Annotated in this window: 14 protein-coding genes; 7 read left to right on the plus strand and 7 right to left on the minus strand. The window is 73.8% G+C overall.

Translation table 11 applies throughout. The annotated features are described in order from the left end of the window. The first annotated feature begins 85 nt into the window (after positions 1 to 85). From hemE to hemQ, 3 genes are read left to right on the plus strand one after another with little or no spacing between them, the layout of a single operon-like run. Positions 86 to 1,159 (plus strand): uroporphyrinogen decarboxylase, encoded by a 1,074-nt coding sequence (gene hemE / locus K7472_RS12800; protein ID WP_222977283.1) that lies wholly within the window; start codon positions 86 to 88, stop codon positions 1,157 to 1,159. Between the two features lie 23 nt (positions 1,160 to 1,182). Further along, positions 1,183 to 2,667, plus strand: coding sequence for a protoporphyrinogen oxidase (gene hemG / locus K7472_RS12805; RefSeq protein ID WP_222977284.1), 1,485 nt, complete (start codon positions 1,183 to 1,185; stop codon positions 2,665 to 2,667). A 55-nt stretch (positions 2,668 to 2,722) separates the two neighbouring features. Then, positions 2,723 to 3,445, plus strand: coding sequence for a hydrogen peroxide-dependent heme synthase (gene hemQ, locus K7472_RS12810; RefSeq protein WP_222977285.1), 723 nt, complete (start codon positions 2,723 to 2,725; stop codon positions 3,443 to 3,445). 133 nt (positions 3,446 to 3,578) lie between these two features. Here hemQ and K7472_RS12815 read toward each other — a convergent pair whose 3' ends face one another. Both K7472_RS12815 and K7472_RS12820 read right to left on the minus strand, forming a co-directional pair. After that, positions 3,579 to 4,379: a TIGR04222 domain-containing membrane protein gene (locus K7472_RS12815; RefSeq protein ID WP_222977286.1), complete on the minus strand. Its 801-nt coding sequence runs from the start codon at positions 4,377 to 4,379 to the stop codon at positions 3,579 to 3,581. An 86-nt stretch (positions 4,380 to 4,465) separates the two neighbouring features. Further along, positions 4,466 to 5,239: a DUF4142 domain-containing protein gene (locus K7472_RS12820; protein WP_222977288.1), complete on the minus strand. Its 774-nt coding sequence runs from the start codon at positions 5,237 to 5,239 to the stop codon at positions 4,466 to 4,468. A 243-nt stretch (positions 5,240 to 5,482) separates the two neighbouring features. Between K7472_RS12820 and K7472_RS12825 the strand changes: the two genes are divergently transcribed. Beyond that, complete coding sequence (locus tag K7472_RS12825) at positions 5,483 to 6,073, plus strand: AAA family ATPase (protein ID WP_308013885.1); 591 nt, start codon at positions 5,483 to 5,485, stop codon at positions 6,071 to 6,073. Positions 6,074 to 6,201: 128 nt separating this feature from the next. Here the strand turns inward: K7472_RS12825 and K7472_RS12830 are convergent, their stop codons facing one another. Further along, positions 6,202 to 7,107 carry a helix-turn-helix transcriptional regulator gene (locus K7472_RS12830; protein WP_222977289.1) on the minus strand — a complete coding sequence of 302 codons (906 nt, stop codon included), beginning with the start codon at positions 7,105 to 7,107 and terminating at the stop codon, positions 6,202 to 6,204. Between the two features lie 158 nt (positions 7,108 to 7,265). On the opposite strand from K7472_RS12830, the gene K7472_RS12835 reads away from it, so the two are divergent. Genes K7472_RS12835 through K7472_RS12845 form a run of 3 tightly spaced genes read left to right on the plus strand, consistent with a single transcriptional unit; the run spans position 7,266 to position 9,261 of the window. Then, a complete protein-coding gene (locus tag K7472_RS12835) occupies positions 7,266 to 8,048 on the plus strand; it encodes an SDR family oxidoreductase (protein ID WP_222977290.1) in 783 nt (260 codons plus the stop codon). Between the two features lie 41 nt (positions 8,049 to 8,089). Beyond that, complete coding sequence (locus K7472_RS12840) at positions 8,090 to 9,001, plus strand: SDR family NAD(P)-dependent oxidoreductase (protein WP_222977291.1); 912 nt, start codon at positions 8,090 to 8,092, stop codon at positions 8,999 to 9,001. 29 nt (positions 9,002 to 9,030) lie between these two features. Then, the gene (locus K7472_RS12845; protein ID WP_222977293.1) at positions 9,031 to 9,261 is read left to right on the plus strand and encodes a tautomerase family protein; all 231 of its coding nucleotides are present in this window, start codon (positions 9,031 to 9,033) and stop codon (positions 9,259 to 9,261) included. Positions 9,262 to 9,410: 149 nt separating this feature from the next. Here the strand turns inward: K7472_RS12845 and K7472_RS12850 are convergent, their stop codons facing one another. From K7472_RS12850 to murC, 4 genes are all read right to left on the minus strand, one after another. Beyond that, positions 9,411 to 10,184, minus strand: a complete 774-nt coding sequence (locus tag K7472_RS12850) for an aminoacyl-tRNA hydrolase (protein WP_222977294.1) — start codon at positions 10,182 to 10,184, stop codon at positions 9,411 to 9,413. Positions 10,185 to 10,276: 92 nt separating this feature from the next. Beyond that, positions 10,277 to 10,753 carry a hypothetical protein gene (locus tag K7472_RS12855; RefSeq protein ID WP_308013886.1) on the minus strand — a complete coding sequence of 159 codons (477 nt, stop codon included), beginning with the start codon at positions 10,751 to 10,753 and terminating at the stop codon, positions 10,277 to 10,279. A gap of 198 nt (positions 10,754 to 10,951) precedes the next feature. Beyond that, a complete protein-coding gene (gene msrB, locus K7472_RS12860) occupies positions 10,952 to 11,359 on the minus strand; it encodes a peptide-methionine (R)-S-oxide reductase MsrB (RefSeq protein WP_222977296.1) in 408 nt (135 codons plus the stop codon). A 10-nt stretch (positions 11,360 to 11,369) separates the two neighbouring features. Further along, complete coding sequence (gene murC / locus K7472_RS12865) at positions 11,370 to 12,767, minus strand: UDP-N-acetylmuramate--L-alanine ligase (RefSeq protein WP_222977298.1); 1,398 nt, start codon at positions 12,765 to 12,767, stop codon at positions 11,370 to 11,372. Between the last annotated feature and the right edge of the window lie 64 nt (positions 12,768 to 12,831).

Below are 12,831 nucleotides of genomic sequence, written 5' to 3' on the forward strand. Positions count from 1 at the left end.
GAAGACTAGGCCGCCCGCATCCCCGCGTACGGGAAGGCCGTGGGCGCGGCGGGTCGCTCCTTCGGCCCATGCGAAGATTCACCCCGTGAGTGCTGACGAGCGTGCCGCTGCCGACCACCGCCCCACCTCCGCGACCCGTGGGTCCGCGTTCATCCGCGCCTGCCGACGCGAGCCGGTGCCGCACACCCCGGTGTGGTTCATGCGGCAGGCCGGGCGCTCCCTGCCCGAGTACCACAAGGTGCGCGAGGGCATCGCGATGCTCGACTCCTGCATGCGCCCCGACCTCGTCACCGAGATCACCCTCCAGCCGGTGCGCCGCCACAAGGTCGACGCGGCCATCTACTTCAGCGACATCGTCGTGCCGCTCAAGGCGATCGGGCTCGACCTCGACATCAAGCCCGGCGTCGGCCCCGTCGTCGCCGAGCCGGTCCGCACCCGCGCCGACCTCGACCGGCTGCGCCCGCTGGAGCCGGACGACGTGCGTTACGTGACCGAGGCGATCGGCATGCTCACCGCCGAACTGGGCGCCACCCCGCTGATCGGCTTCGCGGGCGCGCCATTCACCCTCGCCAGCTACCTCGTCGAGGGCGGCCCGTCGCGCAACCACGAGCGCACCAAGGCCATGATGTACGGCGACCCGCAGCTGTGGGCCGACCTGCTGGACCGCCTCGCGGTCATCACCTCCGCGTTCCTGAAGGTCCAGATCGAGGCGGGCGCCTCGGCCGTGCAGCTCTTCGACTCCTGGGTCGGCGCGCTGGCCCCCGACGACTACCGGCGCTCCGTCCTGCCCGCCTCCGCCAAGGTCTTCGACGCGGTCGCCGGATACGACGTGCCGCGCATCCACTTCGGGGTCGGCAGCGGCGAGCTGCTCGGGCTGATGGGCGAGGCCGGCGCCGACGTGGTGGGCGTCGACTGGCGGGTGCCGCTCAACGAGGCCGCCAAGCGGGTCGGCCCGGGCAAGGCGCTGCAGGGCAACCTCGACCCGGCCGTCCTGTTCGCGCCGCGCACCGCCGTGGAGACCAAGGCCCGCGAGGTGCTGCACGCCGCGCAGGCCGCGCCCGGCCACGTGTTCAACCTGGGTCACGGCGTGCTGCCGACCACCGACCCGGACGCGCTCACCGCGCTCGTGGAGTTCGTCCACACCACGACCGAGCGCTGAGAGCCGGTGGCACAGTGGACGGCATGAGCGCAGCCTCCCCGGCCCCGCGGTCCACCTCCGGCGGTCGCCACGTCGTCGTGGTGGGCGGCGGGATCTCCGGACTCGCCGCCGCCCACCGGCTGCTGGCGGGCGGCGCCCGGGTGACGCTGCTGGAGGCCGACGGCAGGCTCGGCGGCAAGCTGTACGCGGACGAGATCGCGGGCGTGCCGGTGGACCTGGGCGCCGAGTCGATGCTCGCCCGCCGTCCCGAGGCGGTCGGCCTGGCCCGCGAGGTCGGCCTCGCCGCCGACCTCCAGCCGCCCGCCACCGCCTCCGCCGCCCTGTGGACCCGCGGCAGGCTGCGGCCGATGCCGCGCGGCCACGTCATGGGCGTGCCCGGCGACCTCGGGCCGCTGTCCGCCTCCGGGGTCCTGTCGCCCGCGGGCCTGGCCCGTATCCCGCTCGACCACGTGCTGCCGCGCACCCGGGTCGGGGAGGACGTCGCGGTCGGCGCGTTCGTCGCCGCCCGGCTCGGCCGCGAGGTCGTCGACCGCCTCGTCGAACCACTGCTCGGCGGGGTCTACGCGGGCGACGCCTACCGCATCTCGATGCGCGCCGCCGTCCCGCAGCTGTTCGAGGCGATCCGCGGCAGGCGGTCGCTGATCGAGGGCGTACGGGCCGCGCAGCGCAAGGCCGCCGCCCAGCAGGCCGCCGCCCAGCAGGCCTCCGGCCGCGCGGTGAGCGGTGAGCCGTCCGTCTTCATGGGCATCCGCGGCGGCATCGGCAGGCTGCCGCTCGCCGTCGCCGACGCCTGCCGCGCCGCCGGGGCCGACCTGCGCACCGGGACCGAGGTGTCGGCGCTGCGCAGGACCGCGCTCGGCTGGACGCTCGACGTGCGCGGTCCCGAGGGGCCCGGCCAACTGGCCGCCGACGCCGTGCTGCTGGCGGTGCCCGCCCCGGTCGCGGCGCGGCTGCTGGCCTCGGAGGCGCCCGTCGCCGCCGCCGAACTGGACACCGTCGAGTACGCGAGCATGGCGCTGGTGACGATGGCGTTCCGCCGCCGCGACCTGCTGGGCCTGCCGGGCGGAAGCGGCTTCCTGGTGCCGCCGGTCGACGGACGCACCATCAAGGCGTCCACCTTCTCCAGCCGCAAGTGGGGCTGGGTCGACGCGGCCGGTCCCGACACCTTCGTGCTGCGCACCTCCGTCGGCCGCCACGGCGACGAGGCCGATCTCGCCTGGGACGACACCGACCTCGTACGGCTCTCGCGCGAGGACCTGGGCCGCGCGGCGGGCATCACCGCCGCGCCGGTCGCCGCCCGCGTCACCCGCTGGAACGGCGGCCTGCCGCAGTACCCGGTCGGCCATCTGGAGCGGGTCGCCCGCATCCGTGAGCACGTCGCCAAGCTGCCCGGCGTCGCGGTGTGCGGCGCGCTCTACGACGGGGTCGGCATCCCCGCCTGCGTCGGCGGCGCCCGCGCGGCGGCGGACCGGCTGCTGGGCGAACCGGACGGCGGCACCCGGGCCTGAGCGGACTCGGCCACCCTGCGGCGGGGCGTGCGGCGGGGCGCGGGAGAATGTCCGCATGACCGAGAACGCTGCACCCGCCAAGGCCCCCAACGCGGGCAAGAAGGCCCGCGACCTCAACGACGTGATCCGCTACACGCTCTGGTCGGTCTTCCGGCTGCGCGACGCGCTGCCGGAGGACCGCTCCGGCTTCGCGGACGAGGTGGACGAGCTGTTCGGGCAGCTCGCCGCCAAGGACGTCACCGTGCGTGGCACGTACGACGTCTCGGGGCTGCGGGCCGACGCCGACGTCATGATCTGGTGGCACGCGGAGACCTCCGACGAGCTCCAGGACGCCTACAACCGCTTCCGCCGCACGAAGCTGGGCCGCTCGCTGGAGCCGGTGTGGTCCAACATGGCGCTGCACCGCCCGGCCGAGTTCAACAAGTCGCACGTCCCCGCGTTCCTCGCCGACGAGACGCCGCGCGACTACGTGAGCGTCTACCCGTTCGTGCGCTCCTACGACTGGTACCTGCTGCCCGACGAGGACCGCCGCCGGATGCTCGCCGACCACGGCAAGATGGCGCGCGGCTACCCGGACGTGCGGGCCAACACCGTCGCGTCCTTCTCGCTCGGCGACTACGAGTGGATCCTCGCCTTCGAGGCCGACGAACTGCACCGCATCGTCGACCTGATGCGCCACCTGCGCGGCTCCGAGGCGCGCCGCCACGTGCGCGAGGAGGTCCCCTTCTACACCGGCCGCCGGCGCTCGGTCGCGGAACTGGTCGAGGGCCTGGCGTAGTCGGGGGCTTGGCGCGAGCAGCCTCGCTCGAACCCGCCCGCCCGGCGCGCACCGCGTCCGGGCGGGCGGCGCCCGGCGGGCAAGCGGCGCCCGGGTCCTGCGGTGCCTTAAGCGGCCAGTTCTGGCAGAACGCCTACGCGGCCAGCTCCGCGCGCTTGAGGCGGCCGTGGCCGAGGGCGGCGCGCAGCGCGGGGTCGGGCAGCACCTTCGGTCCGCGCAGCGCCAACGCGGTCAGCAGCGCGCGGTCGCCCACGGCGGCGTGGTGCCGGGATATGGGGATCGCGTCCAGCACCGCCTCACCGGCCGGCGAGGCCCAGCGGGTGTAGGGCACGATCTCCAGCCGGGCTATCAGCAGGCAGCCCAGCGTCAGCACCAGCGGCAGCCCGAACCACAGCGGCGCCGAGTCGTGCGACCCGCGGATCCCCAGCCCCGCCGTCACCGCGAGCAGCGCGACGATCAGCCCGGCCGCCGCCATCACCAGCCGCATCCCCGAGGCCACCCGGTCGCGCGCGGACGCGGGCACCGCGAGCCCGTCGGAGACCAGCCGCTCGCCCAGCACCCGCACCGCGGCGGCCGTCGCGTGCTTCTTGCGCACCACCGGTATCCGCGACTGGCCCTCCGGCCCGATCATGGCGAGCAGCGAACGCTCCACCTCGTCGTGCCCCACCGGGTCGACGACGGTGGCCCACCCGGTGTGCGCCAGCATCATGCGGCGCTCACGGCACATCGCGACCAGCGTGAGGTCGGTGACCCGGTGCGGACCACCGGCCAGGAACGCGGTCTCGTACAGCCCCAGTTGTCCGGGGCCGGTCAGCACGAAGCCCGGGCCGTCCGGCACCGGGTGCCGGTCGGCGACGACGACCGCCGCCCGGCACAGTCGTGCGCAGGAGAGGATCGCCGCTGCCCAGGCGATGAGAAGCAGTGAAACCCACATACAGGTGTTCTACTGGACGGCACTGACATTCCGCTCCCCCTTTCGGGGACGAATGTGCGAATAGTCCGTAACGGGAGCGGTGAGATTCATCTCGGGGCCTCGCTGGCCGAGATGGTGTACGTGATCGTGGGCGGCGCGGGCACCGGCGACGAGGGTGCCGGAGACACCGAGGAAGCCGAGGTCGTGGGCGTCGGTGCGGGCGGCGCGGTGGTCCCGCCGCCGGTGAAGTCGACCAGGCCGGTGCGCTCCAGCGCGGCGATCTGCTGGAGCACGATGCCGTTGGTCTGCGTCGCCAGCCGCCGTACCACCGAGTTCTGGGTGTCCGCCCGGATCTGCGCGGCGAACTGGAAGAGCGCGTCGTCCGAGCCGTGCAGGGTGTTGGCGAACAGCCTGTCGTACGCGGTGCCCTGGGCGCCGCTCAGCCGCGTCAGCGAGGCCCGTTGCCCCGCGTCCGGCTGGGTCGGCAGGTCCACGCCGACCGCCACGGCGGCCGACTGCACGTCCCCGTCCAGCCGGGTGTGGCCGGTGACCAGGTCGCCGCCCGCCGACCGCACCGCCGCGGTGGTGCCCTGCGCCTGCGCCTGCTGCCCGGCCGGAAGCTCCCACAGGTCGCTCAGCCTGACCTGGACGACGAACTCGCGGTCGGCGGCGGTCAGCGGCCCGGACGTCGTGGTCTCGGTCGGCCCGCTCGGGGTCGGGAAGCCCGGGACCACCGGCGCCTGCGCGCTCGTGCCGGCCGCGGCGTCCTGGGTCTTGGTGAACTTGTAGACCGGGTACACCAGCGAGGCCACGGTGCAGACCAGGGCTCCCGCCACGAGCCCACTGGCGGCGGTGGACCTGAGGGACGGATGGATGTGCATGGGCGCCTCCTGATGCGGGACGCGAAGGGGCGTGCGCCGCACTCGGCAGTACGAAGTGCGACCGTACGTTAGTACGTTCGCGGCGCCATCGTCTCCGTTTCGTTATCAGCCGGGTGACTTGGCCCCGCCGACTGAGCGCGTTCGCCCCGCAGCCGTCGCACAGTCCGCTCAACGGCGCAGTTCAGAGCGGGATTTGAGCTTCGGAGCTGGCGGTACCGGCCGCCTCGGACCACACTGCGAACGGTGACGGCGGTGAACGGCGAACCACGCGGCGGCATCCGGGACACGGTGGATGCCCTCGTCATCTGCGGCGCGACCGGGGTCGGCAAGACCGCGACCGCCCGCGAGGTGTCCCGGCGGCTCGTCGAGGGCGGGCTCGCCCACGCGCTGGTGGAACGCGACGAACTCGACCGCGTCCACCCGTGGCCGCCGCCCGGACTGCCGCGGTGGGAGCCCGCCCGCCGCAACCTCGCCGCGATATGGGCCACTTACGCCGGACTCGGCCACCACCGCCTGGTGCTGTGCGGCGTCTTCGCCGATCTCAGGCAGGAACTGCGCTGGATCGCGGAGGCCGTGCCGGACGCGGCGGTCACCGTCGTCCGCCTCACCGCGCCCCGCGACGTCCTCGCCTCCCGGGTGCGGCGGCGCGACACCGGGGGCGCCGCGCGCGACCAACTGTGGCGCAGCGAACGCCAGATGGAGGAGATAGCGGCGACCGATCCGCCCGGCACACTGGTCGTGGACACCGCGAACCTCCCGGTCGCCGCGACCGCCGACCGCCTCATCGCGCTGTGGCCCGCGGTGCCCGGGGACGCGGCGCCGGGCGCTCGCTGACCACCGCGCAGGAGCCCGGGGCGATCTCGGTTGCTGCCTGCTCAGGTACACAAACCCCGGCTCACGCCCCGTGCCGGAGGGTGTCCGCCACGCCTTGCCGGGAAGGCGGTCCCCCTCTGCGGCGCGGGTCAGCGCTGCGGTCCGGATTCCGGTGCGGACAACCTCTCCGGTGCCATGCCCTCCGTGGCGCTCAGCTCCTGGGTGCCCACGACGGACAGTAGCTCCAGCTGCTCGGCTCCCGGGCTTCCGGGCGGGGCGGTGAACCACAGCAGGCGTTGCCGTCCGTCCTCGCTGAGGAGGTTGTAGCAGTCGAGTTCGATGACGCCGAGCAGGGGGTGGACGATCCTCTTGTGGTCCATGCGGCGCACCGCGACGTCGTGGGTGTCCCACAGGGCCGCGAACTCCTGGCTGCGGCGGCGCAGCACGGCGACCATCTTCGTGACCTCCGCGTCCCGGCCGCGCCGGGCGGCTGCTGCCTGGAGGTCGGCCACGAACACCCGGGAGTGCTGCGGGTGGTCCTCGGGCGGGTAGATCTCGCGCGCCCGCGGGTCGGTGAACCAGCGGTACACGAAGCTCGCCGCCGGGCCACGATGCGCCGGTGACGCGCCGAGCAGGGTCAGGGCCAGGTCGTTCTCCACCAGGGTTTCGTGCAGGTCGGTGATGACGCGCGCGGGGGTGTTGGACAGCCGGTCCAGGAGCCCGAGGAGCGCGGGCTGCACGTGTGCCGACGGCCCGTGCGCCGACGGGGGGACCGGTCGTTCGGCCAGGTGGAACAGGTGGTCGCGCTCGTCGCCGTTCAGGCGCAGGGCCCGGGCGAGGGCGGCCAGGGTCTGGGTGGAGGGCTGCACGCCGTTCTTCGCGCTGCCGCGTTCCAGCTCGGTGTAGTAGTCGGCCGACAGCCCTGCCAGCTGCGCGACCTCCTCACGGCGCAGCCCGGGGACGCGCCGGCGCGGGCCGTGGGGGAGACCGACCTCGGCAGGGCGGATGCGGTCGCGGCGTGTCCTGAGGAAGGCACCGAGTTCTGGAAGGTTCACCCCTTCATGGTCGCTCGCACGGCCAAGGCGTAGCCAGGGGGTGGCATCCCCTGGGTGGACACAGCCCTGGCTAGGGGTGAGAGACCGGCCGATCGTGGAGGACGCAGCAGGGCAACGGCCAGGCCGCAGCCCGACGCCCATCCACCACAGGAGCCAGCATGCCCATTCCCACACCCCTCGACGGGCCCACTGCCACGGCCCAGCCCTCCGCCTCACCCCGTGTCGTGGTCGTCACCGGCGGCTCGCGCGGCATCGGCCGCCGGACCGTCGGCCGGCTGGCCGCCGACGGGTACGCCGTCGTGGTCGGCTACGCCGGCAACCAGGCCGAGGCCGAGGCCGCCGTGCGGGAGGCCGTGGACGGCGGCGGCCGGGCGATCGCGGTACGCGCCGACGTCGCCGACGAACAGGCGGTCGCAGCCCTGTTCGATGCGGCCGAGGCAGAGTTCGGCGGCGTCGACGTCGTCGTGCACGCGGCCGGGCGGATGCACCTGGCGCCGATCGCCGAGCTGGACCTGGCCGCCCTGGACGACCTGCACCGCACCAACATCCGCGGCACGTTCGTCGTCGTCCAGCAGGCCGTACGCCGTGCGCGCCCCGGGGGCGCGATCGTGACGTTCTCCACGTCCGTGGTGGGGCTGGCCTTCCCGGGCTACGGCGCGTACAGCGCCAGCAAGGGCGCGGTCGAGGCGCTGACGCTGATCCTGGCCCGGGAGCTGCGGGGCCGGGACGTCACCGCTAACACCGTCGCGCCCGGCCCCACGGCCACCGACCTGTTCCTGGACGGCAAGGACGAGGAGACCATCGCCCGCCTGGCCGCCCAGCCCCCGCTGGAGCGCCTCGGGACCCCGGCCGACATCGCCGAGGTCGTCGCTTTCCTCGCCTCCCCGGCCGGTCACTGGATCAACGGACAGGTCGTCCGCGCCAACGGCGGAATCGTCTGAACCGTCCCCGGCCACCCCATCGAGCAACGAAAGGCCCTGTCATGAGGAACGACGAAACAGGGAAGGTCATCCTCGTCACCGGGGCTTCCAGCGGCATCGGGGCGCTGTCCGTGCGTGCTCTGGCTCTCGCCGGTCACACCGTGTACGCGGGCATCCGCCGGATCGCGACCCGCAACGCGACCGCGGTGGCCGACCTGACACGCTATGGCGCCGACCACCAGGTCGACGTGCACGCCGTCGAGCTGGACGTCACCTCCCAGGACTCCGCCGACACCGCGGTCGACCGGATCCTCGGCGAGCGCGGCCGGCTGGACGTGGTCGTGCACAACGCCGGGCACATGGTCCTGGGCCCCGCCGAGGCCTTCACCGCCGAACAGTTCGCGGACCTGTACGACGTCAACGTCCTGGGCACCCAGCGCGTCAACCGCGCCGCCCTGCCGAAGCTGCGTGAGCAGGGCTCGGGGCTGCTGGTGTGGATCGGCAGCTCCAGCACCCGCGGCGGCTGCCCCCCGTTCCTGGCCCCGTACTTCGCCGCCAAGGCCGCGATGGACGCCCTGGCCGTCAGCTACGCCGCCGAGGTGCTCCCGTTCGGCATCGACACCGCGATCGTGGTGCCCGGCGCGTTCACCTCCGGCACCAACCACTTCGCCAACGCGGGTGCCCCCGCCGACATCGCGTGTGCGGAAGCCTACGACCAGCGCCACCGATCCCTGACGGGTGATCTGGGCCAGCGCCTGGCCGCGCTCATCCCTTCGGACGCCGATGTGACCGAGGTCGCCGACGCCGTCGCGCGCCTGGTCGCGATGGCGCACGGCACTCGGCCTCTGCGCACTCACATAGACCCCAGCCGGGACGGCAGCGAAGTCGCCTCCGCGGTCTCCGACCGCCTCCGCGCCGACTTCTTCCGCCGCATCGGACTGGACAGCCTGCTCACCGCGGGCAGCTCCCTGTAACACCCCCCTGAGAAAAGGAACAACCAGTCATGCCTTTCGCCAACTTCAAGGTCCCCGAGAAGACCCTCACCCCGAAGCAGAAGGAAGAGATCGTCACCCGCACCACGGAGCTGTACGTCGAGATCTACGGCGAGCGGGCCCGCGACAACACCATGGTTCTGGTCGAAGAGGTCGCCGACGGCGGCTGGGGCATCTCCGGCAACGTGCTCACCCTCGCCATGCTCGGCGAGGCGACACCGACCGACACCAGCGGCGCCTGACCGCACCGGCTGTCATCCGGCCGGGACAGCACCGTGAAACCGAGGGCCGCCGGTTCGCGCGTGTCCCCCGCACCCCGGCGGTCCGCCGGGGTGCGGGGACGGAGCACGGCCGCGGTCAACCCCGGGTCGAGCCGCTTGACGTGGTGCGTTCACGGGCGTCGTAGGCCCGGGAGGGAGCAGTAGCGTTCGCCCCCTTCGACTGCGACGGTCAGCCCGGGGGCGATCTCCGTGAAGCCCGCGTCTCGTACCACCGGCAGCCCGCCGGCCACCAGTTCGGGCCAACGGTCCGTGTCGGCCGTGCGTACCGACAGCGTGAAGCCCGCCTCGCGCCACGCAGCCCGGGCCGCCTCCGGCAGCTCCCACCACGCGAGTTGGGCCGCGTGGCCGGTCTGCGCCATGGTCTTGCCCGCCGACATCTCCACCCCCGGGTTGAGCCACAGCACGGGTGCCTGCGGGTCCGGGGCCCCGGGCTCGCGCGGGTCGTCCAGCTCGGTCCCCGACACCTGGAGCTTGGCCAGGTCCTTCGGCCAGCCGTCCAGCGGCACCGGCGGGTAGACCCGCACCTCGGCCTCGCGGCCGGTCACGGTGATCCCCGGCAGCTTCGCCGCGCGCCGCCACTCGGCGCCGCGCGCCCGGCGCACCACCTTGCGGATACGCGCGTCCTCCCAGTCCCGCCGCGCTCGCGCCCACTCGCCGTCGCCGGTGGCGCGCTCGTCGGCCAGGAACGTCAGCACGGCCCGCGCCGAGGTCTCCAGCGCGTCGGTGCGCGCCGGGAGAGCGTCGCGTTCCATGCGCACCACGAGCGGAAGCACGAACTGCGGCGCGGCGTCCCGGTCGTCGGCCCGCTCGGTCCGGGCGGGACCGTCGCCGTCACCGGTCGCGGCGGCGTTCGTGGGGGCGCTGAACGGATCGGAGCTGGTCACCGCACCAGCATCCCACGCCGTGAACGGGCGACGGCGGTGGGCGGGAACGGCCCGACGCCGCCCCGCCCACCGCCGTCGGTGGGCCGTTCGTCTCAGGAGCGGCCGGTGGCCGGGCGGGGACGGGGAAGGGACGCGCGCGTGCGGGGGAGCGCCGGGCGGCGCCTGGCGGTGGCCAGCGCCGTGGTCAGCGCCTCCTCGATCAGCTCCACCTGATCGCGCATGGCGCTGGCCCAGGCATGCTCGCGGGCGTAGACGTCGCTCGCGTCGGCCGGACGGTGGCCGAGCAGCGAACCACGCAGCCCGCGCAGGCCCGCCTGCATGGCGGCGATGTCCGCCTCCAGCCGCAGCCGCACCATGCGGGCCAGCTCCAGCGGATGCTTGTGCAGCAGTTCCTCGTACCGCCAGCGGGCCGGGGCGAGGTCGAACAGCCACGCCTTGGCGGACTGCTCGAAGCCCGGTGAATCCGGCAGGCGCACGGCTCCCGGCCAGCGGGCGGGCGGAGTGGGGGTCGGGCCCGGCTCACGGTGCCCGCCCACGGTGGGGTCCGGTTCAGGTGTCGTTGGTGCCACGTGTGCTCCCTTGCCTGTTCCCGTCTGCCCGCAGGGGGTGCCCGGTGAGAACCGAAGGCCAGTACGCGCTGGTCGGGGCCCTCGCGGCCGACCCGTGAGGGGGTCCTAATCGGGCAGACTGGCCGAACAGTACCTACTCACCGGTATGCGCACAAGGGGTCGGAACAAGGGGCTCATACACCTATCCCGCCCTCGCCGTCACTCCCCGCCCGGGGTCAGGCGCAGCGAGATCGAGTTGATGCAGTAGCGCTGGTCGGTGGGGGTCGGATAGCCCTCGCCCTCGAAGACGTGGCCCAGGTGCGAGCCGCAGCGGGCGCAGCGCACCTCGACGCGGACCATGCCGTGCGACCGGTCCTCGATCAGCTCGACCGCGTCGGAGTCCTTCGGGTCGTAGAACGACGGCCAGCCGCAGTGCGACGCGAACTTCGTGTCCGACCGGAACAGCTCCGCCCCGCAGGCCCGGCAGGAGTAGACGCCCTCCGTCTTCGTGTCGGTGTACTCGCCGACGAACGCGGGCTCCGTGCCCGCCTCGCGCAGCACCGTGTACTCGGCGGGCGTCAGCTCGGCCCGCCACTGCTCGTCCGGCTTGTCGACCTCGTACGGCATGAACCGCTCCTCAGCTCTCCACGGTGGACAGGCGGGCCAGGACGCGCGGACCCAGGTCCGTCACGTCTCCCGCCCCCATGGTGAGAACGAGATCACCCGGCTTGGCCATTCCTGCGACCACCCCGGGAACGGCGTCCTTGTCGTGCTCGGCGGTGACGTCGGCGCCGGCCGCGCGGGCGGCGTCCACGATCAGCGCACTGGTGACACCCGGGATCGGGTCCTCGCGCGCCGGGTAGATGTCCAGCACCACGGAGGCGTCGGCGAGCGCCAGCGCCTGGCCCATCTCGGTCGCCAACCGCTGGGTGCGGCTGAACAGATGGGGCTGGAAGACCACCAGCACCCGGCCCTCGCCCGCCCCGCCGCGGATCGCCTCCAGGTCGGCGGCGATCTCCGTCGGGTGGTGCGCGTAGGAGTCGATGACCTGCACCCCGGCGGCGGTGCCCTTCAGCTGGAGACGCCGCTTGACCCCGGTGTACGAGCCGAGCGCCTCGGCCAGCGCGTCGGCCGGCAGCCCCATCGCGTGGCCCGCGGTCAGCGCGGCGACCGCGTTCAGCGCGTAGTGGCGGCCGGGTACCGAGACGGTGAAGACCCGCTCGGCGCCGTCGAGCACCACGGCGACCTCGCTGGTCAGGCCGTGCGGCGTGATCCGGGTGACCCGTACGTCCGCGTCGTCGGCCTCGCCGTAGGTCACCACCCGCACCCGGTCGCGCACCCGCGCCGTCAGCTCGCGCGCCCCGGCGTGGTCGGCGGAGACCACCAGCGTGCCGCCCACCGTGATCCGGTCGGCGAACGCCTCGAAGGAGTCGTGGATCTCGTCCATCGACGCGTAGTTGGCGTGGTGGTCCAGCTCGACGTTGAGCACGATCGCCACCTCGGGCGCGTACTTGTGGAAGCTGCGGTCCGACTCGTCCGCCTCGGCCACGAAGACCGTCCCGGCGCCGTGGCGGGCGTTCGACCCCGGCGCGTCCAGGTCGCCGCCGATCGCGTACGACGGGTCGAGCCCGAGCTTCGTCAGCGCGACCGCCAGCATCGAGGTCGTCGTGGTCTTGCCGTGCGTACCGGCCACCGCCAGCGCCCGGGTGCCGTCCATCAGCGCCGCCAGCGCGTCACTGCGGTGCACCACCGGCACGCCGCGCTCCCGGGCGGCCACCAGCTCCGGGTTGTCCTGGCGGATCGCGCTGGAGACGACCACGCAGCTCGCGTCGTCCGGCAGGTGCGCGGCGTCGTGGCCGACGTGCACGGTGACGCCCAGCTCGCGCAGGGCCGCGCAGGTCGCCGAGTCCTTCGCGTCGCTGCCGCTCACCGTGGCGCCGCGCGCCGCGAGGATCTTCGCGACGCCCGACATCCCGATGCCGCCGATGGCGATGAAGTGCGGTCGGTCCATGGCGGGGGGGAGGGCGTGGGCCATGCGCGGTTCTCCTCGGCGTGAGCGGTGTGCGGCGGTGGGCGGGCGGTAATGACAAGTGCTCCGA

The organism is Streptantibioticus parmotrematis, from assembly GCF_019890615.1.
Taxonomy (GTDB): domain Bacteria; phylum Actinomycetota; class Actinomycetes; order Streptomycetales; family Streptomycetaceae; genus Streptantibioticus_D; species Streptantibioticus_D parmotrematis.

Excerpts from the sequence above, each read along its gene's own strand:
- hemG (WP_222977284.1), top strand. The coding sequence starts at position 1,183 with ATGAGCGCAGCCTCCCCGGCCCCGCGGTCCACCTCCGGCGGTCGCCAC.
- K7472_RS12840 (WP_222977291.1), top strand. The coding sequence starts at position 8,090 with ATGAGGAACGACGAAACAGGGAAGGTCATCCTCGTCACCGGGGCTTCC.
- K7472_RS12845 (WP_222977293.1), top strand. The coding sequence starts at position 9,031 with ATGCCTTTCGCCAACTTCAAGGTCCCCGAGAAGACCCTCACCCCGAAG.
- K7472_RS12835 (WP_222977290.1), top strand. The coding sequence starts at position 7,266 with ATGCCCATTCCCACACCCCTCGACGGGCCCACTGCCACGGCCCAGCCC.
- K7472_RS12820 (WP_222977288.1), bottom strand. The coding sequence starts at position 5,239 with ATGCACATCCATCCGTCCCTCAGGTCCACCGCCGCCAGTGGGCTCGTG.
- hemQ (WP_222977285.1), top strand. The coding sequence starts at position 2,723 with ATGACCGAGAACGCTGCACCCGCCAAGGCCCCCAACGCGGGCAAGAAG.
- msrB (WP_222977296.1), bottom strand. The coding sequence starts at position 11,359 with ATGCCGTACGAGGTCGACAAGCCGGACGAGCAGTGGCGGGCCGAGCTG.
- K7472_RS12815 (WP_222977286.1), bottom strand. The coding sequence starts at position 4,379 with ATGTGGGTTTCACTGCTTCTCATCGCCTGGGCAGCGGCGATCCTCTCC.
- murC (WP_222977298.1), bottom strand. The coding sequence starts at position 12,767 with ATGGCCCACGCCCTCCCCCCCGCCATGGACCGACCGCACTTCATCGCC.